Origin of the sequence: Natronosalvus amylolyticus (assembly GCF_024298845.1) — an archaeon.
In the GTDB taxonomy this organism is placed as follows: Archaea; Halobacteriota; Halobacteria; order Halobacteriales; family Natrialbaceae; genus Natronosalvus; species Natronosalvus amylolyticus.
Genome location: NZ_CP101156.1, coordinates 467,570 through 490,544, shown reverse-complemented (window position 1 = coordinate 490,544; position 22,975 = coordinate 467,570). Strand labels below are relative to the sequence as shown.

Sequence of the window (22,975 nt, the reverse complement as noted above, 5' to 3'; positions counted from 1 at the left end):
AGCAAATATCAACCCAGACAGATGACGAGCCTGGCGATTGCCTGTTCGACAGCGTCTGGCCACTCCAACACTACAGATCCACCCGTGCTCGAGATGGACGACGACTGGGTCATGCGCCGACGTTCGAGCCACCTTGCTTCCCTGCACCGAACCGACTCCAACGTTTACTTTTTGGAACCACGTTCCGACTGAGAGCGCCACACCTCTCGAGGAAGAGATAACAATCAGGAGCGACCGCTGGGTGCCCCAGCAAGCCTCGACGTCTGAATACCCTCCCAAACGCCGGCGTATGAGCCGAGCCAGACAACCGCAATCGGTTCGGTTCACGTGTGCAGGCGTGAGTAGCCACTAAGTGAACAGCCTCGGGGCTTGACCCCGAGGCACTTGGCCTGCTCCGCCTGTAGACCGATACCGAAACGCCATCAATCGCGGATACGGACGATACCGTCCTCGAAGACCACGCGGTTGGGAATAATGTACTCTCTCGAGTCGGATTCGATTTTCGTGACGAACAGGTCGACTTCCTGGACGATACCAGCTCGGTCTCCGACTTCGATTTCGTCACCGATGCCATAGGGCTGGTTCAACAGCAGATAGATGCCGACGGCACTCGAGACGAGAAAGTCCTTGAAGGCGAACGCGCCGACCAGTACCAATCCGGTGGCGTACACCGTCAGTAAAATGAGAAGCGCCAGCACGTGGACACCGATCTGTGCGAGTGCGATGAGGAAAGCGACGTAGAGAACGGAGTACTTGACGACTTTCGGGATGAGCGAAACTTCAGGAAGTTTGACGCCGCGAAGGTACTCACTGACGGCCAGTTCGGCCTTATCCGCGACGATAAAGCCGACGAGGACAACGAGAACCGCAACGAACAGTTGCGGGACGAACGTCATGATCGTTTGCCAGAACGCCTCGGTCGGCAGCAAGTCTGCAATATGAATCGCCGTCAACAGGGCGATACCGTAGATGAACCACGAACTGAGCCTGGCGATGATTTTGACCGTCGAGGTTCCAAGCGACTGTGCGGTTCGTTCGAACGGCGTTCCCTCGACAGCCCCCGGAACCCCCGCTGCACGGAGTAATTCGGCGTTGATTCGCCCGACGATGTAGCCGACGATAAGCCCGAGGAGGACTACCCCCAGGGCGATAAAGATTGGCTCCCCGGCCAGCACCTGTAGCTCCATTTCAGTACTCCTCCGGGTCGACCTCCAGAATAATCTCACCGGCTTTGAACGCCCGTACCATCCCATCGCTCTCGGAGAGGACTATCGAGATGGCGTTCGTATCTCTGGTTATTGCCCCACCGGCCATGTGTCTTGCACCGAGCCCTTTCGGGATGTCGACACCCTCTGCGGAGGGCTCGAGGTACCGATACGCTGATACAAGTTTTCCCGAATCGGAGATGACGAACGCGCCATCCAGTCGTGAGAACTCTTTGAGCATCACGTTCACGATGGGGTCGCCCACGTGGACGTGGGATTTTTCGAACGGGTTGTAGCTCAGTGGACGGGACTTGTTCATCACCTTGCCAGCATCACCGACGACGAACAACGCACCGACAGGCTTGCCTTTCTGTCCTTTTTTCCCGAGTTCGATCGCCAACTCGAGGACCGATTTGATCACGTCCGGATCCGCACGAGATTTCGCAAAGAGATTGTAGATACCCGTTTCGCTGTCCCCGTCGGCTCGAACCCGAGAAACCGTATCGATGCTATCACCAAAGACGCTGGTTGCACACGCGAGGTCGTCACCGTCGTCGATAACGCCCTGCTCGAGTGCACCCTCGAGACCGAACCGAATGCGTTCGGCGACGTTCTGAAATTCGATGGGAAGTTCGACGAACGTCTCTGCACCGACGGCGTTCTCCGTTCCCACGACGACGACATCGAGATCCTCGATTTCCTGTAACCGTTCGTAGTACGAGCCACTCGGCCCGAAGAGGACAACAGCCTCGATATCGGCGAAGATATCACCGAATACGTCGTCTAGTTCGACCATTGGTTCTTATAAGCTATTTCTGCTCGAATAAGCGTTTTGGACTGTCTGACGTGTGTATGCCGATCCGTCGGTGCGACGAACGCTCTCGTATCGGTCGCCTCGAGAGAGAAAATCCAAAATAGACGCCGTGAATGGCGGCCATTCACGCTTAGTTGGGATGAACAGACCCGGTTGATCACTGTCATGAGCGGTTCCCTCGTTGTCCAAGGTGATGGCCGCTGATACCAATCAGCCACAATAATATTGTTCCGCTGGCGCTTCGTGTTAGATATCGACCGAGACACACACGCAACCAGCCTCGTCGTCGGGATCGTGCTCCTCGTCGCGATCGCGATTATCCTGGCAGTATCGGTTTCGACGTTCGCACTGGGGATCGCCGATGAGACCCAGGAACCACCACCGCTCGTAGGCGATTCCACCGGAACGTACGAAACCGGTACCCAGACGTGCGATGACGATATCGTTCGACTGAGCCACGTTGCCGGTGATACCCTCGAACTCGAGGAGACGCGTGTTATCGTTCGGCTGCCAGATAGCGGTGACATCGAAGCCTCGACAACCGGATTTCCGGTCCCTAGTACAACGTTGAGCGAGTCGGAAATCGGAGCCGAGAATATCGACGACTCCTCGAACATTTTCTACAGCAGCGGCTGTGTTGGGGGCGTCGCAGCCAACGGCGATGGTACCTGGGAACCGGGTACCTCGATGTCGTTCAAACTCAATTCCGGAAACGGCAACATCGACTCTGGCGACACGATATCGGTCATCGTCGTCCACGAACCATCCGAATCCATCGTCGTCGAACACTCGATTACGGTCCAGTAGTTGCTGGTTTCAGGACCGAACAGGCCTATCGGTGAAACCACATACTGATATATAGTTCAACTTAAATAGCAATATACTATTATGTTGCTATCATAGTGGTTTGTGGAGGTTCGATTGGCCTCGAGCACGATCTCTTACCGTGACGAAACGGCCGATCGATCGTGATAGGGAGTCTGCCTTCGATGCTGATGTCTCTTCGCTCGAGCGGAAGGGGCAATGCGTTGGAGTGAGGTGTTCGACTCGAGGCGGATCGGGATTCGAACCACGGTCGGAGCAAGCTCCCCCCTGATTCGAAGCTCCCGTCCCGAAGATACGTCTCCCCCGAGTGCTCGCAAATACGTCTCTCACGGGTGCTCGAGAGAGAGAGAGGCGGGACAGGATTCGAACCACGGTCGGAGCAAGCTCCTCCCTGATTCGAATCCTTCGTCGCGCAGACACGTCTCTCACGAGTGTTCGAGACGGTATGCGCGGGACAGGATTCGAACCTGCGGACGCCTACGCGACAGCGTCCTAAGCGCTGCGCCGTTACCACTTGGCTACCCGCGCGCACTCTCGAGTAGACGCCGAATCGTGTAAGAAGGTATCGGTCTGGGGTGATAGGGACTGTTGGAACAATTTACCGCCAGGCACCACCCTCGTGAAGAGCGCTCGACGGTAAGTGACGACGCGAGTCTCTATAAGTTACTGAGTAACCGGCTCTTCAGGTGACCAGTCCGGTGGCACGATAAACGTAATGTGCTCTGCGTCCCGCAGCTGATGGAGTTCCGCGGCTTGCTCGGCCAGGGCTCGATCTCGGTACGGCATCTCGAGCCCGCAGCCGGTGCAGACGAGTTTACAGGTTGGTTCGTTCATATGGTTGCCACCGGTGGCATCACCCATCCTTTGAAACAGAGCCGCTTTAGTAAGTGCAACCTAGTGAAATCGCCAGCGAACGGCCGGATTACCAACGTGTTTACGACCGACTGTTGTCAGCCGTAGCCACGTATTGTCGTGACAGTCATCGGCTACACAACGGGCCAGCGTATTCACCCTCCGGAAGGCCCCTGACCGATAGTATTTCGTCACTGCCACCGATACAATGGGTATGTACAACGCCAGCGCCCGTCTCGAACACGCGCCATGGCTCGAGGAACTCGAGGCCATCGCCGACCGGCTCGAGTTGTCGTCCGACGCCCGCTCGACGGCTGCCGACCTCTTTCTCGCGAACGTCCCCGAATCCGACCGCTCGAAGCCGGCCGTCCTCGCCGCCAGCATCTACGCGGCCTCGCTCGTTGCCGGTGATGGTCGGACCCAGTGTGCAGTCGCCGACGCCGCCGACGTCTCCCGGCTGTCCGTACAACAGCGGTGGAAAACGATCCTCGAGGATGCCGGCCTCGAGCCACCGAGTTGGTAAAGCCTGTTCTCTCTCCTCGTCTCGAGACACAATAGACTGCCAGAAAACCACACTTCGTCAACGGTGACCGTCGATTTCGCCAGGTTGCCAGTCACTGTGTGCTGAAGCGTGCTCTCGAGATCATCCCTCGTCAACATCTCCGATCACAAGGGTCGAGGTATCCGCCTCCACCCCTAAGACTCTCGGCACTTTCAAAAATCGCTCTCTGTACTCAATAGAGGTTCACACTGATCGAACGATAACCGCTTCGTTGGGCAGTATCGAACAGTAAGATTACCTTATCGTGAATTTTTTGCGCTCTGCTTATTGTAGGTTTGGGACAGTTTTAATTCGATCACCCGATTTACGCTCGAGTAGCCCAGTTCTGTCGCGCGTCGACGGATGAGCCAAACCCCATCGGTTCGGCCCACCCGTGCAGTCGTGCCGAACAACTCTGACCGTCCATCAGTCCCTATTTCTCGTCTCCTTCGTCCCGCTCGCTGGCAAACCGTTTCGCTGCGAGGGCACCGCCACCGGCGAGCCCTGCCGCGCCGACGACAGCCCCAAATCCGGGCATACCGTCGTCGTCTGCATCCTCATCAGGTTCGGTTACGGTGTCGTCGCCCGCGTCATCCGCACCGTCACCTGGGTCGGTTTCCTCATCGGTATCCGCCTCCTCATCGTGGTCTTCCTCGTCCGCGTCTTCCTCATCTTCGTCCGAGACGTCGACGTCTCCCGCATCAGGTAAATCGACCTCCCCAAGGACGACGAACGGGATTTCGACCAACGAGTCCTCCCCGTATTCGGAAAGAACGTCGATTCGGTCGACGCCATCGGGCGTGATCATATCCATCACTGCCGGGTCGTTCGTGCCGGTCCCGCCACCGATAGTGTACTCTTCGGCTTCCGTACCGATGCCACGAACGTTACCTTCTCCAAACCCGTCGAATGGGGCGACGAGTGCAGCGATGCCGATACCGCCGTTGGCGTCACCATCCCATCCGATTGCGTCGGCCGGGACGCGAATCGAGACGGTTCGACCCTCGACGTTCGTCTCGACGTTCGAGGTGACGGTCTCGCCGTCGGCGCTTTCGACCGTTTCGTTCGATTCGCCGTTGACGACGATACGGTAGTTGTACGGCGAGGCCATGTTCGCGTTCAACCCAGCGCGCCCGGACACACTTTCCGGGCCATCCGTGGCTGGATCGTAAATGTATATCTGGTAAAACTGGTGGGAGAACGGCCGTGGGAGTCCCCATGGGTTCTGGACCTCGGTCGCCATGGTAAAGGAGAATTCGACGTTGTCGCGTGAGGCAGAGACTGTCAACTCATCGATATCCCACGCGCCCTCGTAGAAGTCGTCGCTGGTCGGATACTCGTAGGTCCCCGGCCCATAGGGCTCGCCCGTTGGTTCGTCGAACGTGGCAATTTCCTCGAGATCCGTCGCCAGCGGCACGTACGGAATCGTCGCCAGGGTTCCATCGCTGTAAGCCAGCGCCTGGAAGTTCGGCACGTCGCCGGGCGTCGTCAGGTCGATCACGTTCGGTGCGGAATCGTTCTGTGCGCCGCCAAACGTCGTCTCCGTGGCGTCTTCGGTCACCTGTCGGACGTTCCCCGGGGCTTCCGGATCGTAACCCAGCATGAGAATCGAGAGATCCATCGCTTCGATGCCGCCAGGAAGCGCTCCTTTGGGGAACTCGAGCAGGATGGAATCGTCTGCCGGATTGGCCGAGACGGTGCCCGTTTCGACGTGCGCTCCATCTGCGGTTTCGACGCGGACGCCGTGTTCGCCGTCGGCGATTACGCGATACTGGTAGGGTTCGGCGAACGTCGCGTTGACGCCTTCTCGAGCCAACTCGGTTCCGTCACCGCTCCCGTCGCTCAGGTACAACTGGATGTGCTGGTCGGTAAACCCGCCCTCGTAGCCTTCGTGGTTGACGAGGTCACCGCCGACCTCGACGCGAACCTGGTGGGTGTCGGCGCCGTCGTGCACGCTGACACCAACCATATCGAAGATGCCGTCGGTGAACTGCTCACCAGTAGGATATCGGTAGCGGCCGTTTCCGTCGTCGGTGCCCGGGGCCACAGTGAGATTGGCGATTCGGTCGCCCGGCGCGTAGAACGTCGGCGTCTCGAGAATGGCCACCTCGTCGACGTCGACGGTGATTCGCTCGTCGTCGCTCGAGACGGCGATATCGTCCCCGGAAATCACGTCAGTGGACAGGACCTCCGACCGAAGGTCGACCGTTGCCGGCCCATCGGTCTCGAAATTGACGATGACGACGGCGCGTTCCGGTCCGGAAACCTCTGAGAGGTGGCTTCCGTCACGACCGAAGACGAGAACGCGGTCGTCGGAGTCGTACCACTCGCCGACGAGCGCGGCGTCGTTTTTCAGGACATCGATTTCGTGGTAGGTATCGATGAGGTCTTTGTAAAACTCGAAGTGGTCTTCGTCGTACTCGTCCCAGTTCATGAACGCGCGCTGGCGACCGCCGGGTCGGACGTCGGCACCGATATCGACCGAGCCATCTGCAGCGATACCACGTGGATCGTCCTCGCCCAGGTGTCGACCCTCTCCGTAGCGACTGATCTGGCGTTCCTGGCCGTAATAGACGAACGGGACGCCAGGGAGAGTAACCCCGGCAGCCCAGCAGGCTCGCTGGAGCGTCGCTCCCGCCTCCCAGTCCTCCTCGGTCAACTCGTCGTGGTTCGGGTTGTAGATGTCGGCGACGGTCTGGTTGAGCAATCGGTGTTCGTCGTGGTTTTCGACAGCGTTCAGGAGAAGCGAGTACTCCGGGAAGCCGTCTTCCTGACGGGCGCGAACGTCGTCGTAGAGGTTGCCGGGCGAGGCGAGTCCGTTGGCCACATCGTGAGTGGTCGTCGTGAATCCGTCGGTGTCGAAGTGCATGTCGAACTCGTTCTCGGAGAACGTCCGGTCTTTCGGAATCGCTTCGTCGAGCATGAGGAACTCGCTGTCGTTGTCCCGGACGACTTCACGGATGTCCTTCCAGATGCTGTGGGGGGCACCCCAGGCAATGTCACAGCGGAATCCGTCGACGCCGACTTCGCCGGACCAGAACTCGGCGACCGCAAGGAAGTGTTCGCGTACGGCGACGTTGTCGAAGTTCCAGTTTGGCATGACCCGCAGTCCCCAGAACCCGGTGGTCTGTGGCGCTGGGTCGACGACCTCGCCATCGTGTGTAACCGGTGCCTCGAGTCGGTCCCACCAGTCGAAGTACTTCGAATCCTCGTTCCAGGCCTCGACAGGTGGGTACTCCCAATCAGGCGCTGGGGGCTCGGTGCCCTGTTCGGCGATGGTGTCCTGGAAGAACGGATGGCCGCGACCAGCGTGGTTGATCACCAGGTCGAAGACGACCTTGATATCTCGTTCGTGACAGGCATCGACGAACGCCGTGTATGCCTCGACCGGGTCCATACCGTCGAACGCTAGGTCCTCAGCGACCCCGAAGTAGTCGTTCGTGTCGTAGCCGTGTGGACCGCCGCCGGGTAGTTCGCCTTCCTGGAACCCGGATAAATTGTTGTTCCCGAACAGTTTGTCGACGCTTTCGGCGGGGACCACCGGCGTCATCCAGACGGCGTCGACTCCAAGCTCGTCGAGATAGTCGACGCCGTCGATGAGATCTTCGAACGTCGTCTCGCCGCGCTCGCCGGACCACGAACGGGGGAAGATCTGGTACATAACGCCGTCTTCCATCCACTCCGGGGCACGGTTTGGCAACGAAATCTCTCCGTCCGGTTCCAGTTCGATGGTGTCGAGGACGCTCTGGTGATTCCCATCAGTGACGACGGCGTGCACGCGGGCGGCTTCGCCCTCGAGTGCGTCGACGTCGACCTGGCCGGTGAGCGCATCTGCGTCGGTTTCGATGTCGTCGGTCGACAGCGCGTCGCGGTCGTCAGCCAGGAAGACGACCTCGAGTGCATCCCGTGACGCCTGGCTGTTTGGTGCGAGCGCGGCGTTCGTCCCGATGGTGAAGGTACCATCGTCGTACTCGCCTTCGAGTTCGATTCGAGGCGGACCACCGGCCGCTGAATCGGGTTCGGGGAACGCATAGATCGTGAGTTCGTGCGTTCCGTCCGGTCCCTCGAGTTCGAGGACGTAGGTACCGGGCACGTCGGCTTCGAACTCGGTGACGTTGTCTCGCCCTTCGTCGTACCGCGGCTGGTCGGGGTCGAGCGAAGACTGGTAGGTCAGTTCGGCCTCGCTGTCGTCGGGCTTCGAACTGATCGACCACTCGAAGTCCTCGGGTGCGTAGTTCTCGGCGTCGGCTTCGGCCGCCGGAACCGACGGCGCGAGATTGTCACGCCCGCCGATGAGTTCAGGGCCGACGAACGCCGAATTCCACAGTTTCTCCCCGACCTGGACGAAGCGCGGATGGCCCGGATGGAAGGTATCGATACCGCTCGCCTCGAGGGCATCCGGGCTCGCTGTTGCCGTTGAACTGGACAAACCGGTGGCCACGCCAAGTGCCCCGAGTCCTGCGAGACCACCCAGTACCGTTCGCCTGTGCACCGACGTCGGTGTGTCGTGTTGATCGCTCATGATTGAGAGTTGACCCGCCGACAGTGCGTCTGGAGGGCGTCCTCGAGACCGTGAACCGTGTGAACGTGTCGGTCGGATCGTCTTGCAGGTTGGGTGTAATTATTCATCACACTTAGCAGTGTCTATCCGGACAGTCATTTCGGCGCCACGAACTGATACTCGAGAGAAACCGCGAAGATATCTTGTGGTGAGGATGTGCAGTGACTTTGGATGGCTCCTATGAGTGGCATAGAAGGGAATCCTTCGGAGCTATAGTAGCCAGTGAAAGTCAGTGCACACCCTATCGCAACCGGGCGTCGCGGTAGGTGTGTAAACCGTTTCACTGGCTAGTATAAAACGGACGATACAGGAACGTTATATTTTAGGCGATGAAAATGCGCATTCAAATCCTATCGCTACTGATTAGTGTGAAAATGATGTTTTTCGGCTACAATCGTTCCGTTCTCACTAGTGGCTTCCCAAACCTGAACGAATGCGTGAAACCGATTGCTGTTGTCCGGTTTCACGCATTCGTCGACGTTTGGGAAGGTGCTAGCGCGACCGACCACGACCGTCCCGATCCGGCGTCAGATTGCCGTGTTCGTCGATTTCGCCGTTGACGATACGGGTACTCGAGATGATATCGCCGTCTTCGGCGTACACGTGGGGGACGATGATGATCTCGAGGGGGTCGTGACCCTGGTCGCGACGGAGTTCGTTGATTCGTTTGCCGCCGTCGACGGTTTCCGGGGAGACGATAAGGTAGTCGAACTGTGGTTCGGTCGCGATACCGGTCGGCTCAGAGAGGGTGCGGATGGTGAACGAACGGTCGTGTTTCTCGGCGAGAGGTTCGAGTTCGGCCTCGAGGTCGCGTTTCCGCTCGTCGTACGGCCGGACGTACCGGTCGACGTGTCGCGTTTTCGGTGCGAGTTCGTCACTGGTCAGTCCGACGGTCACATCCCCGAGTTCGAACGCCCGTTCGAACAGGTTGCGGTGCCCATCGTGAACGGGGTCGAACGTCCCACCAAGCGCGACGTCCATACCCGAGGTGACTCACGGGAACTGTATAAAAGGGTCGAATCGGGAGCAACCGGGAGACGTGGGTGAAAAGTTCGACGATTGTCTAATGCCACTTTCGCATCGTTTTTTGTACTGCCCGTTCGTCCCCTCTGTATGGGACTGGATGAAGACGCCCTGGAATACCATCGGGTTGATCCACCGGGCAAAGTCGAAATTTCGACGACAAAGCCGACGAACACACAGCGCGACCTCTCGCTCGCCTATTCGCCGGGGGTTGCGGCACCCTGTATGGAAATTCACGACGACGAAAACGATGCCTACACCTACACGGCCAAAGGCAATCTCGTCGGCGTGGTTTCGAACGGCTCTGCCGTGCTAGGCCTCGGAGACATTGGTGCACAGGCGTCAAAGCCCGTCATGGAGGGGAAAGGCGTATTGTTCAAACGATTCGCCGATATCGACGTGTTCGACATCGAACTCGATGAAGCCGACCCCGACAAACTGGTCGAAGCGATCAAGATGATGGGGCCGACCTTCGGTGGCATCAACCTGGAAGACATCAAGGCGCCGGAGTGTTTCACCGTCGAGGAACGGCTTCGCGAGGAGATGGACATCCCCGTCTTCCACGACGACCAGCACGGCACGGCGATTATTTCCGGTGCTGCACTCGTCAATGCCGCCGAAATAGCCGGCAAAGCACTCGAGGAACTCGATATTGTGTTCTCTGGAGCGGGTGCGAGCGCTCTCGCGACGGCCCGATTTTACGTCTCGCTCGGAGCAAAACGCGAGAACATTACGATGTGTGATTCCTCGGGAATCATCACCACCGACCGGGCGGAATCCGGCGACGTTAACGAGTACAAACGGGAGTTCGCGCGCGACGTCTCTGCCGGCGACCTCGCCGACGCAATGGAGGGAGCAGACGTGTTCGTCGGCCTCTCAATCGGCGGCCTCGTCTCTCAGGAGATGGTGCAGTCGATGGGCGACAACCCAATCATTTTCGCAATGGCCAATCCCGATCCCGAAATCGGCTACCACGAAGCCAAAGAAGCTCGTGACGACGACGTGATCATGGCAACGGGACGGTCAGATTACCCCAATCAGGTGAACAACGTCCTCGGATTCCCGTTCATTTTCCGCGGGGCCCTGGACGTGCGCGCGACGGAAATCAACGAGGAGATGAAAGTCGCAGCCGCTCGCGCACTCGCCGACCTCGCTCGCCAGGACGTCCCAGATGCGGTCGTCAAAGCCTACGGCGACCAGCCGATTCAGTTCGGCCCCGACTACATCATCCCCAAACCGGTCGACCCACGGGTGCTGTTCCGCGTGGCACCGGCCGTCGCCAAAGCGGCCGTCGATTCCGGTTCGGCCCGAGTCGACGTCGACGTCCAGGAGTACGAGGAGCAACTCGAGGCCCGCCTGGGCAAATCTCGAGAGATGATGCGCGTCGTTCTCAACAAGGCCAAGAGCGAGCCAAAGCGGGTCGCCCTGGCAGAGGGCGAAGACGAGAAGATGATTCGCGCAGCCTACCAGATACAAGAGCAAGGAATCGCCCATCCCGTTCTGATCGGCAACGAGGAGACGATTCTCGAGGCCGCTCGTGGACTCGGCCTCGATTTCGAACCGACCGTTGCAGACCCCGACGATGGAAACTACGGCGAGTACGCAGACCGCCTGTTCGAACTCAGACAGCGTAAGGGTATCACTCGTTCGGAGGCCACGGACCTGATCCGTCGGGACACCAACTACTTCGGGAGCGTGATGGTCGAACAGGGCGACGCAGATGCACTCTTGACCGGGCTGACCCACCACTATCCGTCCGCACTGCGACCGCCCCTGCAGGTCATCGGCACGGCCGAAGACGTCGAGTACGCCGCCGGTGTCTACCTCCTGACGTTCAAAAACCGAATCGTCTTCTGTGCGGATGCGACGGTCAATCAGGACCCCGACGAGGAAGTGCTGGCCGAGATAACGAAACAAACTGCCAAACTCGCCCGTCGGTTCAACGTCGAGCCACGCGCGGCGTTGCTCTCGTACTCGAACTTCGGCAGCGTCGACAACGAAGGCACGCGAAAACCACGCCGCGCAACGGAGATGTTGCAAGGCGATCCGGAGGTCGACTTCCCGGTCGACGGTGAGATGCAGGCCGACACGGCCGTCGTCGAGGACATCCTCACCGGCACCTACGAGTTCTCGGAACTCGATGAAGCCGCGAACGTGCTCGTCTTCCCGAACCTCGAGTCGGGCAACATTGGGTACAAACTGCTCCAGCGACTCGGTGGCGCAGAGGCCATCGGCCCGATGCTCGTCGGCATGGACAAACCGGTTCACGTCCTGCAACGAGGCGACGAAGTCAAAGACATCGTCAACCTCGCCGGCGTTGCCGTCGTCGACGCCCAGAAAGAATAACCTCACCGCACCCGAGACATCGTTCCCGTTTCCGTCTCGGTTTTCTCGGCCGGTTCAGGGCATATGTTCTCCTAACACCTCCCTCGAGCGACCCGAATCGTGAATATTCACGTCGGTCCAGCCTAAAGGGCTGTGTATGCAACTCTCGACGTTCGTCAATAGACTCGACGACGACCTACGGACCGCCGATTTCGCGGACCTCGACGCGAGCGCAAACGGGTTACAGGTCGGGCCCGACGGCGAGAAAACCACGGTCGGGCACGCCGCGTTCGCCGTCGACGCCGCCCTCGAAACGATAGCGGGTGCCGCAGACGCCGGTGCAGACGTGCTCGTTACCCACCACGGCATCTCCTGGGGTGGCATCGAGCACGTCACCGGTCGCACGTACGACCGCCTCGAGGCACTGATCGACAACGACCTCGCGTTGTACGTCTCACACTTACCGCTCGATTCGCATCCGGAGCTCGGAAACGCAGCAGGCGTGGCTGACGTTCTCGAGTTGGGTGACCGGGAGCCGTTCGGTTCGTACGGTCCGGAGCACATCGGACAGCGTGGTCGGGTCGACGAGCCATATACCGTCACGACCCTCCGTGAAACCCTCGAGCAGTCGCTTGAGACGGGTGGGAGGCCGGTACCGATACTCGAGTTCGGCCCCGAACGGATCGAGAAGATCGCCATCGTCACCGGCAGCGGCGTCGACTGGCTCGACGAAGCAGTCGATGCAGGCGCTGACGTCCTCGTCACTGGCGAAGGAAAACAACAGGTGTACCACGACGCCCGCGAAGCCGGCATTCACGTCGCGCTGGCCGGTCACTACGCGACTGAAACGTTCGGCGTGCGCTCGCTGCAAGCGAAAGCCGAGTCGTGGGGTCTCGAGACCACCTATCTCGAGGTTCCGACGGGACTGTAGTCGGGAATTACCCTGCTGTTCGGTGTGACTTCTCGCAGAAAGGACGTACTAGAGGCTACAATGGCGCTAACCGGCGGGTCGGGCGTTCGGATCCGGAGACGAGAGTGGGGCGTTTTGGTCACCCATCCGTGAGCCAAACCCAGTTTATCACTGCATACTCGGTCACCAGTATCGGTCACTCTTCGTGGAATTCAGCGCCTCGAGACCGTTTTCGTCGAATGAGGGTCGTGAAACGAGGTAGTTCATCGATTACAAACTATCCGTTTGGTGGATGGGTTGATACTCCGGGTTCCATCCGAGAGTCGACCATGACAGACAACCGTCCAATCACACGTCGAGACAGTTTGAAACGAATCGCAACGACCGGTGCCGTCCTCGGCGGCTCCGGCTTCGCACTGGGGTCCTCGAGCGCGAGCGCGGATGAACACGAAAAGCAGATTCGCCTCGTCGCAATCTGCTACGAAAAAGAGCGTTCGAAGTTCCGCGTCGACAACGAACACAAAAAGGAAGTCGAGGTAACCTGGAACGTCTACGGGACCGACCAGTCCGGGACGATAACGGTTCCGGCGAGAGACTCGAAGTACTTCTGGGTCGATGCCCACAAAGGCGATGCGACGGTGACACTTCATTACAAAGACGAACAGATCGACGTCAAGCACGCCAACGACCAGAAGAAGTGCAAACCTGACCCGAAAGAAGCGCTACGCCTCGAGCCAGTGTGTTACGTCGATGGAAAGCACAGCAAACACGAACACGGTGAAGCAAAATTCCGCATCACCAACCACCATTGGCACAAAATGGAGGTCGTCTGGAAGAACTACTACAGCAAGCAGTACGGCGTCCGAACGATTATGCCCGGTGAGTCGCGATACGTCTGGGTCAAACTGGACCGCAAAGGCAAGGCGAAGGTCGGCTTATACTACGACGGGAAGAAAGTCCACCAGGCGAAGGCAAACACCGAGACCAAGTGTGAGCCCGATCCTGATCAGATCCGCCTCGTCGGAATCTGCTACGAAAAACACCGATCGAAGTTCCGCGTCGACAACCACAATCGCCAGCCTGTCTCGGTGACCTGGAACGCCTACGGCACGGACCAGTCGGGCACGGTTGACGTCAAGGGGAACGACTCGACTTACTTCTGGGTCGACGCCTACAAAGGCGACGTCACCGTGACCTTGCACTACGAGGACGAACAGATCGACGTCAAACACGCGAACGACCAGAAAAAGTGCAAACCCGACCCGAAAGAGGTCATCGAACTCGAGCCGATCTGCTACGAGGGAGACAACGGTAAAGAAAAGAAACACGGTCGGGCGAAATATCGGGTAACGAACCACGGCCACAAGGATATGAAACTGGTCTGGAAGCATCGCTACCGCTACCAGAAAGGGACGATTACGGTGCCGAAGCACTCGAGTCAGTATCTGTGGGTCAAACTCGACAAGAAAGGCAAAGCCCGAATCGGTCTCTACTACGACGGGAAGCTCCTTACGGAAGCCGACGCCAACACCGACGTCGTCTGTGAGAAAAACGATCACGACAACGATAACGGAGACAACGACAACGATATGCCGGACGTTCCCGCCTAAGTCGTGACATCCCGCTTTTTTGCGATTCGCCGTGTATCGACAGTCAGCCTCGAGTATCTTTCCGCTGACCCGGCATCACGGCCAAATCGTGATGTTCCCACGATCAAACCGCGGTGTTAAACAGCGAGGAACGCGCACTCGAGAACAATGACCGACGAGCACGATGGAACCGCGGATCACCACGAAAATGAAAGCCAAGACGAAGATCGTCGCTGCGACGATTCTGCTGGCGGACAGCACGAAGACGAGGACCACAGCGAGTACCCGCCTCGAGAAACCTTCTCCCACGATCCGGTCGGTCACACGGACGTCTGGGCAGGGATGAGCGTCGGTGAACTGGCCGACCAGTACGGACACGCCGGTGTTGGGGCCGCAAATCTGCACGAAGCTGTCGGCGTGACGGCGGCGATGTTCGACGACGAAGTGACCGTCTTCTGTGGCCTGGCCGGAGCGATGGTCCCCACTGGTATGCGCAAAGTCGTCGCCGACCTCGTTCGTGACGGCTACATCGACGCACTGGTGACCACCGGCGCAAACCTCACCCATGACGCCATCGAAGCCATTGGCGGTAAACACCACCACGGCTGTGCCCACGCCGAGGGGAAAACCGAACGCGAACACGACGAAACCCTCCGCGACGAGGGCGTCGATCGGATTTACAACGTCTACCTGCCACAGGAGCACTTCGCCGAGTTCGAGAGCCACCTCCGAAGCGAGGTGTTCCCGCCACTCGAGGCAGCGTGCGAGGAATCCGGCTCCGTGTCGATTCAGGAACTGACCCGCGAACTCGGGCGTGCCAACCTCGAGATAAACGAGCGTGACAACGTCGAAGAGTCGGCCGGACTCGCCGCCGCGGCTTACGAAGCCGACGTCCCTGTTTACTGTCCGGCAGTACAGGACTCCGTCCTCGGACTGCAGGCCTGGATGTACTCCCAGACGACGGCGTTCACGTTGGACGCGCTGGGTGACATGACCGCACTCACCGACCTGGCGTTCGAGGCCGACGAAGCCGGCGCGTTCGTCATCGGCGGCGGCGTTCCGAAGAACTTCACGCTCCAGACGATGCTGGTCACCCCGCGAGCCTACGACTATGCGGTCCAGCTGACGATGGACCCACCACAGACCGGCGGCCTCTCCGGTGCCACCCTCGAGGAAGCCCGGTCGTGGGGGAAACTCGAGAAGGACGCTCGAAACGTCTCGGTGTACGGCGACGCGACGATTACGCTGCCGCTAGTCGTGGCTGCAGCTCGAGACCGAGTCGAAGGAACGAACCCGTAATCACGCCGGAAACAGCTCCTCTTCGCATTCGATGCCATCGATTCGAGCGACTTCGCCGGGCGTCAACTCGAGGCTCGCTGCCTGGAGGTTGGCCTCCAGATGGGACCGAGTGCTCGCTTTCGGAATCGCCACGACGGTGTCGTGCTGGAGCACCCAGGCGAGGGAGACGGCTTCGGGGGTCGTCCCGTGGCGATTCGCGATCTCGACCAACACCTCGATTTCGCGGGCCCTGCCACTGGCCAGTGGCGAGTAGGCGACGACCGGGTACTCGTGTCTTCGAGCGTGCTCGAGCAGTTCGGGCGTTGCAAACAACGGATGGTACTCGATCTGGTGAGCACCTATCGGGCTCTCGAGGATTCGGCGAGCGGTTTCGAGTTCGTCGAGCGTAAAGTTGCTAAGCCCGACGTGGTCGATATTGCCCGCATCTCGAAGGCTATCGAACACTGGCAACGTCACTTCGGATTCGTACGTCTCGATTGGTCGGTGGACGTACAACAGGTCTATCGTCTCGAGACCGAGTTTTCGGGCGCTTTCTTGGACGCTCTGTTGGACCGATTCGGGCTCGAGCTTGTCTGCCCAGACTTTTGTCGCCACCGTGATTGCTTCCCGGGGGACATCGCTTCGTTCGAGGCCCGCACCGACGACGACCTCGTTGTCGTAAATTTGTGCCGTATCCAGATGTCGATAGCCACACTCGAGTGCCGTCGCGATCACGTCCGGCTCTTCGATCCCCATCGTACCGAGTCCGACCGGCGGAAGATTCATACCGCATCCTTCGCGTCCTGGCTCAAGTAGGGTTCGCCTCGAGCACCTGGCAGCGTTTGATCTATCACGAATGTTTATGTTGTTTGGCCACGGAGGTGGAAGTACCCATGTCGGATCACCAGCAGTCAGCGGCTGTAGCAGTACCCGTAACCTCCTTCTAAGACTGTATACCGAGACAGCACGCTGACCACCATTTCAACCGACACCAATGCAAACAACCCCAACACACGCCAGCACCGAACCCGAGACCACCGAATCGAACACCAGTAGTACAATATCGAGTGCCCCCGCGTCGAGAAACACCGCCAGAACCGATGTTCGACCCAACGCTCTCGAAACAACTGCCATCGATTCTGACTCGAGTACCGCGAAGACGGAGTCATGGACTCCGGCCCGAACGGCTACTGACGGTGCACCAGCAACGTTCTGTTCACACTCGAGTACCCGGCTGGAGAATCTGATCGACGAGTACAACGCCGCGGTCGACACGCGTTCGGATCCAAGGGCCTAATCGGGGCCGGAAAATCGAACGCAAGATGAGGAACCCATTTTGCCCTCGAGGAAGTAGCCTCGAGTGGCCGATGACGATGTACTCCGCCCGAACCGGACTCGGCACCCGGTTGTGAGGAACCCTATGAGTACCGAGGCCATCGATTTACATGTACCACTTTCATTCATTGCGTTTAGCTCTCTCGAGCGTGTTTTACCAGTCATGGGTGCCGCTCGTGGAGTGGATCAGAATCCGCTCTGACCGAGGCGTACACCCGGTCGGCCCACTCGCATGCAATCGGCTCGTCCGTATCGACGAACACCTGCATGAGTCCAGTGGCCTCGTCGTAGCCCCCAATCCCGACGCGCTCGTCGAAGATAGCGAGACCGTACGGCAGATCATCACGGGTCCGGAGGGCGAGGTGTCCGCGATCGATCGCTTCCTGAGCGCGCTTGGGGTAGGTATCGAAGAGTTTCCCACCAATGTGGGGGAGATAGATGATTTCTGTGTCAGTCTCATCGAAGATCTGATTGTGGAACCCGCTGAGAACGAGCGGGGCCATGTGCGTCGTGTTGAACCCACGGAAGGTCTCCGACTCCGTGAGTAACGAAATGAAACGCTCGACCGGCTGGTAGGGAGCTTCTGGCTCCGCAAGCGTAACTTTTGCATCCACGAACGGTTCGAGGACGAATTCTTGGTGATCCGCACAGATTGTGTCCAGTAACGGTGCAAGTCGATGGACGGTGCGAACGTTCGCCTCGAACCGGAGCACCTCGTCGGCGACTGCCTCACCCCGCCCGGTCAACTGAAACCGGCCGTCGACCTTCTCGACGAAGCCCTGACCGTCGAGCCACTGCGTAAATCGGTGACTCGTCGCCCGTGAGACGTCGAGTCGGTCTTCGATCTCCCGACGATCGAGGGGTTCAGTGCGGAGCGCCTCCAGAACCGGTCTGTGTCGAACGATATCGCCGAGCAGATCCGTTTCCACACGATTGTCCGCGGCGTCGAGTCGCTGTCCGAGATACTGCTGGTTTCGTGCGTTCTCGAGCAGGGCTTCCAGAATCGGTGAGCCAGGCGGTAGGCCCTCGTTGTCTGTCGATCTTTCGTCTTCGTGGAACTCCATGTTACCCACCATCTTGTTAAATGTTAGCATAGGTTGTAACTCTATCGCGTTCGCGAACCGAGAGCAATCTCAGGGCCTGAAATGGCGCGTAACCCACCGAACCTGTTTCAGTAAATGAGGCTAACAACGCTGCAGCCGTTCATGTGTATATGGCCCAATCCACCATCGAGTACGATCACATCGAACAGTTTCAGACCACTGTATACGGGGACGTGGTTCGTCCCGACGACGCCGAGTACGACGATGCCCGTTCCGTCTGGAACGGGATGATCGATAAATATCCGGCACTGATCGCCCGCTGTCGGGGCGTGGCAGACGTTATCCGTGCCGTCGAATTCGCTCGAGAGAACGACCTTCGTGCGACCGTCCACGGTGGCGGCCACAACGTCGCTGGCACAGCCGTCTGTAACGATGGCCTCGTCATTGACCTCTCGGAGATGCGAGCCGTCTGGGTCGATCCCGAAGAACGCACGGCGTGGGTTCAGGGCGGTGCAACGTGGGCCGACGTCGACCACGAAACCCAGGCGTTCGGCCTGGCAACGCCCGGCGGGGTCGTTTCGAAGACCGGCGTCGCGGGGCTCACCCTCGGTGGCGGGATCGGCCACCTGCGGTGCAAGTACGGCCTGAGCTGTGACAACCTCCGCTCGGTGGACGTCGTCACCGCGGAAGGGCGGTACCTGACGGCCAGCGCCGACGAAAACGAGGAGCTGTTCTGGGGATTTCGTGGCGGCGGAGGCGGCCTCGGAGTCGTGACTGGGTTCGAGTTCGAGCTCCACCCGGCCGGACCGGAGGTGGCGACCTGTTTCGTACTCTATCCGGGGGAGCGAGCAGGCGAGTATCTGCGAGCGTACCGCGAGTACGTCTCGAGCGCGCCCGATGAGGTTACGACGCTCTCTTCTACCGGCGTGATGGCAGACGAGGAGGTGTTCCCCGCAGACGTGGTGGACGACCTCAAAATCGGCTTTCTGGGGTGTTACGCGGGACCACCCGAGGACGGCGAGAAGGCGCTTGCACCGTTACGGGAACTCGGCGAACCGATTGCCGACTTCAGCGCAACGATGCCCTACACCGAGTTTCAGCAGCTCCTCGACGAGGATTACCCGGATGGGATGCGATACTACTGGAAATCGCTCTATCTCGATGGACTCACAGAGTCCGCCATCGATCGGATTCGTTACTGGGCGGAGACCGCACCGTCGCCGCTCTCGACCGTGGACGTCTGGGAGCTTGGTGGCGCGATTACGGACGTCGACCTCGACGAGACTGCGTTCGTCGGACGCCATGCGCCGTTTCTCCTCGGAATCGAGGCGAACTGGAAGGATTCCGCGAATGACGATGTCAACGTCGAGTGGGTGCGGGATTGCATCGACGACATGCGGCAGTTCTCAGATGGCTCGTTTTACCTCAACTTCCCGGGCTTCTTCGAGGGTGGTGAGGCTGCGCTCGAGAGTACGTTCGGACCGGCCTACGAACGGTTGATCGGGTTAAAAGAGGAGTACGATCCGGAGGGTCTCTTCGACCTGAATCGGGGAGCCAAGTCCGCCGATTGAGTGGGGCCGGAACCGCTCGGTTCCTGCTTGTCGTCACCACTATGGATAGACTCCGAAATGTGAGTGCCGAGGCCACCGATTTACTGGTGTCACAGATCATATCGGGTCGGTAACTGTATTTTCCATTCCAGTTCCGATGAGATCCAGCGTAACATTACACCCGTTTGCGCTACAATACGCCGGATCTATGCTCCACCGTGGAGAAAGGACGGGACAGTCGTGCCGGATCGCCAACATCGAATACGAAGGCGATCAGTCACCGGGGTACACGGCGTCTATCCGTGCTAGACGTGTGGCGAACGACGACAACATAGTCCGGGCCGTAGAGTGTCCGAAAAGACGGACGGTACAGCCGTCGGGCGGTTAGGGGGCGTGGCTATATCCGCTCGAGAACTGCCTGCTAGATAAAGACTTCCAATAACTTCACTACAAGTCAGAAACTCATCGCGGAGTTTTTCGGCTCCGCGACCCTCGTTTTCGTCCTCGTGTCGTCGGGGCTGCTCGCGGACGGAATGTTAGGGGCGAGCCCGAGTATGGGCGTGTTGTTCATCGGGCTGGCGACGGCCGGCTGGCTGTTCGTCGTCGTGCAGATGCTCGGGCCGATCAGCGGGGCACACGTGAATCCAGCAGTTACCATCGCGCTGCTGATGACCGGTGACGTAGATGCAAGGACCGCACGGCAGTACATTCCAGTGCAGTTCATCGGCGGCCTCGTCGGCGTCGGTTTGGCGGGGCTCACCTTCGTCAGCACGATCGGATGGGAAGTGTTTGCCGTCTCCGCCGTCGAACGACCCGCATCTACCTGGCTGGCCGAGTTCCTCGGCACCGTGTTACTCGCGTCGGTCATCATCTCCCTGATCCGACAGGAAAGTGACTTGATCGGTCTCGCGGTGGGCTTTACCGTCGGCATGGGAATCATCGGAACGGCCTCGACGGCGTTTCTGAACCCCCAGGTCGCTCTCGCCCGCATTTTCACGTCGGGGATCGCGGGGATCCAACCGTTCGACGCCGTCATGTTCATGCTCGCTTCGACGCTCGGTGGAGTAGCCGCAGGACTCATGTGGCGATACCTCTGGCCCCGACCGACTCCCCTCTGGAGAGCGAAACCGAAATCCGACGACGAGACCGTCCTCGACGAGTTTGCAGTGGAATCGTAGCTGGCCCCTGCGAACCGAAGCCGCTACGGGGCGAGAATAATCCCTATTTTGAATGATTGTCATCTTGGGCAGTCGCCATAGCTGGTCCCGGTGTGAACCTCCTCGAGCTAAAATGCCATGAAATTCGTTTAAAATCGCCGGTAAAGCAGCATAGACCGTGTCGTGATACTGTTTCGTGGTTCCTGTTAGAGTGCCGAGGCCATCGATTTCCATGTCCTGTTTTGTCTCAATTCGGCCAGGAGACCATTTCGACGATTCAGCATATAGTGAGGCGAAACTACGCTTAAGGCGTTACACATGGCCTCGAAGCAGGCACCAGTCAAAATGAGTCATGCCGAGTGTCGCCCTCGAGTATAACCGTAATGTGTCGCCCACGTATCGTAGATCGACGCTCGAGTGAGGGAACCACAACCAGTGATGTCTCGTCTGCCACGAGTTGGCTGAACCCTCGTAGCCGTCTTCCTACAGGTCGATACTGGATGGATCCCCGAGCGATGTTACCTAGAGAACCGGTGAATACAGTGGCGGTGCCGGATCGTGTTATTGATCTCCAGTAGCGCGATAGGCGGCCTGGACCATATCTACCGGTTCCTGTGGTAACTCACCCGCCGGTATTTCTTGCCCGGAATCGGCACACTCTCTGACGACGTTCCAGTCGTACTCTTTTCCGGTTTCGATGTTGTTAGAACGCGTATAGAGGGTTCGTACCTCATCATCGTCGACGTACGTGAAGTGCCAACCGACGAGAAATATCTGTTGTTCGGTGCTCTGTTCGGGACTGCAACTGTACAGGACACCGTCGATGGTTTCGGCACTGTCCCCCGTTCGCTCCGTGATGACGAACGTATCATCGGTAAAATCACTCGCCGGAACGACCGCTTGACCTCCCCTTCCGGGTGCGTCGTTGAATCGACCATCCTCTTGCTGGGCAGTAGCCGAACTTGCGCCACCGACACCGAGGAGAGCGACGCTTGCACCCACACCTCGCAAGAGGCGGCGCCGAGAAACAGTCGTCCCTGTCGTTGTCTCGCTCTCAGCATCGATCGGTGACGTAATTACGTTTCGCATACCCCTATCGTTATGCTGGAAGTACATAATATAATTTGTTAAATAGTTGGAGTATCTGCATGGCATTCTAAAATCATATACTCGAGTCCAGAATGCCGATAACGACAACAGAGGTCTTTATGTGCTGATAGCGAACCGTATCTCGGGTTCACTGGATTGACTACCACATCATTGTGACCCGGATTCACTGGGCGTGATCTGTCGAAAGAACCACAACAAAAGGAGATGAGCCACGACTAACGCACCAACGGTTGGTCCGAACCGATACCAGAAGAGCCCGGTGGCGAACCCTTTGAGTCCCACCACCAGTATACGGGTATTCTTCCGACCGAGATAACCCGCCAGCGTTCGCTTTCCCAGTGCAGTGTCCCCCGGAATATCGTCGATATTTCGAGATTCGACACCGGCGAACGCGATGAGAAACCACAGACAAAACACGATGACGCTCGCTCGTGAGATCGGTTGGCCGGTCGCGACCAGGACTGAAAGGACGATCGACAACGACCAAGCTGTAGCGACGACGAGAGAGTCAAACGTCGCGTATCGCTTGGCCGTTGCGTATAGTGCCAGCACGATCAGCGGTACTTGACCGAGAAGGACGTACTCGAGTCCGATCGTACCTGCCTCGAGGACGAACGCCACCAGGATGAGTTCGTACCCGATCAGTGCGCCGATAGCAGTCAAACCGAGCAGCGAATCGTACGTCTCGACCAACTGCGTCCGTCGAGGAGCGTTGATCCTATCTGCATCACTGATGCGACGTCGATCCTCTACATATACCGCGTACACGAGCAACGAGGGAAGGACCAGGCCACCGCCAACCCCCTGAACCGGTTCAGACAGAGCCACGGCAGTGGCAACGACCATCACCACCGATG

At 58.9% G+C, this 22,975-nt stretch carries 17 protein-coding genes and 1 tRNA gene; 8 read left to right on the top strand and 10 right to left on the bottom strand.

Features of this window, described 5'->3' with window-relative positions:
* Positions 1–422: 422 nt before the first annotated feature.
* Together NLK60_RS02325 and dacZ are read right to left on the bottom strand one after the other, a co-directional pair.
* Complete coding sequence (locus tag NLK60_RS02325; RefSeq protein WP_254809295.1) at positions 423–1,187, bottom strand: mechanosensitive ion channel domain-containing protein; 765 nt, start codon at positions 1,185–1,187, stop codon at positions 423–425.
* Between the two features lies 1 nt (position 1,188).
* Complete coding sequence (dacZ, locus tag NLK60_RS02320; RefSeq protein WP_254809294.1) at positions 1,189–2,001, bottom strand: diadenylate cyclase DacZ; 813 nt, start codon at positions 1,999–2,001, stop codon at positions 1,189–1,191.
* A 261-nt stretch (positions 2,002–2,262) separates the two neighbouring features.
* On the opposite strand from dacZ, the gene NLK60_RS02315 reads away from it, so the two are divergent.
* Positions 2,263–2,826: a type IV pilin domain-containing protein gene (locus NLK60_RS02315; protein ID WP_254809293.1), complete on the top strand. Its 564-nt coding sequence runs from the start codon at positions 2,263–2,265 to the stop codon at positions 2,824–2,826.
* Positions 2,827–3,290: 464 nt separating this feature from the next.
* Here NLK60_RS02315 and NLK60_RS02310 read toward each other — a convergent pair.
* Both NLK60_RS02310 and NLK60_RS02305 read right to left on the bottom strand, forming a co-directional pair.
* Positions 3,291–3,372: transfer RNA gene (locus tag NLK60_RS02310), tRNA-Leu, on the bottom strand.
* A 135-nt stretch (positions 3,373–3,507) separates the two neighbouring features.
* On the bottom strand, positions 3,508–3,678 hold the full coding sequence (locus NLK60_RS02305) for a hypothetical protein (protein ID WP_252698990.1): 171 nt from the start codon (positions 3,676–3,678) through the stop codon (positions 3,508–3,510).
* Positions 3,679–3,910: 232 nt separating this feature from the next.
* Here NLK60_RS02305 and NLK60_RS02300 point away from each other — a divergent pair, with 232 nt between their 5' ends.
* The gene (locus tag NLK60_RS02300) at positions 3,911–4,219 is read left to right on the top strand and encodes a transcription initiation factor IIB family protein (protein ID WP_254809292.1); all 309 of its coding nucleotides are present in this window, start codon (positions 3,911–3,913) and stop codon (positions 4,217–4,219) included.
* Between the two features lie 451 nt (positions 4,220–4,670).
* Here the strand turns inward: NLK60_RS02300 and NLK60_RS02295 are convergent, their stop codons facing one another.
* Positions 4,671–8,759, bottom strand: coding sequence for a glucodextranase DOMON-like domain-containing protein (locus NLK60_RS02295; RefSeq protein ID WP_254809291.1), 4,089 nt, complete (start codon positions 8,757–8,759; stop codon positions 4,671–4,673).
* A gap of 531 nt (positions 8,760–9,290) precedes the next feature.
* Positions 9,291–9,779: a phosphopantetheine adenylyltransferase gene (locus NLK60_RS02290; RefSeq protein WP_254809290.1), complete on the bottom strand. Its 489-nt coding sequence runs from the start codon at positions 9,777–9,779 to the stop codon at positions 9,291–9,293.
* Positions 9,780–9,911: 132 nt separating this feature from the next.
* Between NLK60_RS02290 and NLK60_RS02285 the strand changes: the two genes are divergently transcribed.
* The 4 genes from NLK60_RS02285 (at position 9,912) to NLK60_RS02270 (ending at position 15,944) form a co-directional block, all read left to right on the top strand.
* Complete coding sequence (locus NLK60_RS02285) at positions 9,912–12,167, top strand: NADP-dependent malic enzyme (RefSeq protein WP_254809289.1); 2,256 nt, start codon at positions 9,912–9,914, stop codon at positions 12,165–12,167.
* Between the two features lie 136 nt (positions 12,168–12,303).
* The gene (locus NLK60_RS02280; protein WP_254809288.1) at positions 12,304–13,077 is read left to right on the top strand and encodes a Nif3-like dinuclear metal center hexameric protein; all 774 of its coding nucleotides are present in this window, start codon (positions 12,304–12,306) and stop codon (positions 13,075–13,077) included.
* 308 nt (positions 13,078–13,385) lie between these two features.
* Entirely contained in the window at positions 13,386–14,666 is a 1,281-nt protein-coding gene (locus tag NLK60_RS02275) for a hypothetical protein (RefSeq protein ID WP_254809287.1), read from the top strand.
* Positions 14,667–14,813: 147 nt separating this feature from the next.
* Positions 14,814–15,944: a deoxyhypusine synthase gene (locus NLK60_RS02270; RefSeq protein WP_254809286.1), complete on the top strand. Its 1,131-nt coding sequence runs from the start codon at positions 14,814–14,816 to the stop codon at positions 15,942–15,944.
* On the opposite strand, the gene NLK60_RS02265 is transcribed toward NLK60_RS02270, so the two are convergent.
* Positions 15,945–16,709, bottom strand: a complete 765-nt coding sequence (locus tag NLK60_RS02265; protein WP_254809285.1) for an aldo/keto reductase — start codon at positions 16,707–16,709, stop codon at positions 15,945–15,947.
* Between the two features lie 710 nt (positions 16,710–17,419).
* Positions 17,420–18,322 carry a helix-turn-helix transcriptional regulator gene (locus NLK60_RS02260; RefSeq protein ID WP_254809284.1) on the bottom strand — a complete coding sequence of 301 codons (903 nt, stop codon included), beginning with the start codon at positions 18,320–18,322 and terminating at the stop codon, positions 17,420–17,422.
* A 149-nt stretch (positions 18,323–18,471) separates the two neighbouring features.
* Here NLK60_RS02260 and NLK60_RS02255 point away from each other — a divergent pair, with 149 nt between their 5' ends.
* The gene (locus NLK60_RS02255; RefSeq protein WP_254809283.1) at positions 18,472–19,872 is read left to right on the top strand and encodes an FAD-binding oxidoreductase; all 1,401 of its coding nucleotides are present in this window, start codon (positions 18,472–18,474) and stop codon (positions 19,870–19,872) included.
* A gap of 404 nt (positions 19,873–20,276) precedes the next feature.
* Positions 20,277–21,029 carry an aquaporin gene (locus NLK60_RS02250; protein WP_254810525.1) on the top strand — a complete coding sequence of 251 codons (753 nt, stop codon included), beginning with the start codon at positions 20,277–20,279 and terminating at the stop codon, positions 21,027–21,029.
* A gap of 540 nt (positions 21,030–21,569) precedes the next feature.
* On the opposite strand, the gene NLK60_RS02245 is transcribed toward NLK60_RS02250, so the two are convergent.
* Together NLK60_RS02245 and NLK60_RS02240 are read right to left on the bottom strand one after the other, a co-directional pair.
* Entirely contained in the window at positions 21,570–22,097 is a 528-nt protein-coding gene (locus NLK60_RS02245) for a hypothetical protein (protein ID WP_254809282.1), read from the bottom strand.
* A gap of 168 nt (positions 22,098–22,265) precedes the next feature.
* Positions 22,266–22,946 carry a UbiA family prenyltransferase gene (locus tag NLK60_RS02240; protein ID WP_254809281.1) on the bottom strand — a complete coding sequence of 227 codons (681 nt, stop codon included), beginning with the start codon at positions 22,944–22,946 and terminating at the stop codon, positions 22,266–22,268.
* Positions 22,947–22,975 lie beyond the last annotated feature (29 nt).

What these genes read in the sequence shown, in the direction of transcription:
- NLK60_RS02325 (WP_254809295.1), bottom strand. Translation starts at nt 1,187, where the DNA reads ATGGAGCTACAGGTGCTGGCCGGGGAGCCAATCTTTATCGCCCTGGGG.
- dacZ (WP_254809294.1), bottom strand. Translation starts at nt 2,001, where the DNA reads ATGGTCGAACTAGACGACGTATTCGGTGATATCTTCGCCGATATCGAG.
- NLK60_RS02305 (WP_252698990.1), bottom strand. Translation starts at nt 3,678, where the DNA reads ATGAACGAACCAACCTGTAAACTCGTCTGCACCGGCTGCGGGCTCGAG.
- NLK60_RS02300 (WP_254809292.1), top strand. Translation starts at nt 3,911, where the DNA reads ATGTACAACGCCAGCGCCCGTCTCGAACACGCGCCATGGCTCGAGGAA.
- NLK60_RS02295 (WP_254809291.1), bottom strand. Translation starts at nt 8,759, where the DNA reads ATGAGCGATCAACACGACACACCGACGTCGGTGCACAGGCGAACGGTA.
- NLK60_RS02290 (WP_254809290.1), bottom strand. Translation starts at nt 9,779, where the DNA reads ATGGACGTCGCGCTTGGTGGGACGTTCGACCCCGTTCACGATGGGCAC.
- NLK60_RS02285 (WP_254809289.1), top strand. Translation starts at nt 9,912, where the DNA reads ATGGGACTGGATGAAGACGCCCTGGAATACCATCGGGTTGATCCACCG.
- NLK60_RS02280 (WP_254809288.1), top strand. Translation starts at nt 12,304, where the DNA reads ATGCAACTCTCGACGTTCGTCAATAGACTCGACGACGACCTACGGACC.
- NLK60_RS02275 (WP_254809287.1), top strand. Translation starts at nt 13,386, where the DNA reads ATGACAGACAACCGTCCAATCACACGTCGAGACAGTTTGAAACGAATC.
- NLK60_RS02270 (WP_254809286.1), top strand. Translation starts at nt 14,814, where the DNA reads ATGACCGACGAGCACGATGGAACCGCGGATCACCACGAAAATGAAAGC.
- NLK60_RS02265 (WP_254809285.1), bottom strand. Translation starts at nt 16,709, where the DNA reads ATGAATCTTCCGCCGGTCGGACTCGGTACGATGGGGATCGAAGAGCCG.
- NLK60_RS02260 (WP_254809284.1), bottom strand. Translation starts at nt 18,322, where the DNA reads ATGGAGTTCCACGAAGACGAAAGATCGACAGACAACGAGGGCCTACCG.
- NLK60_RS02255 (WP_254809283.1), top strand. Translation starts at nt 18,472, where the DNA reads ATGGCCCAATCCACCATCGAGTACGATCACATCGAACAGTTTCAGACC.
- NLK60_RS02245 (WP_254809282.1), bottom strand. Translation starts at nt 22,097, where the DNA reads ATGCGAAACGTAATTACGTCACCGATCGATGCTGAGAGCGAGACAACG.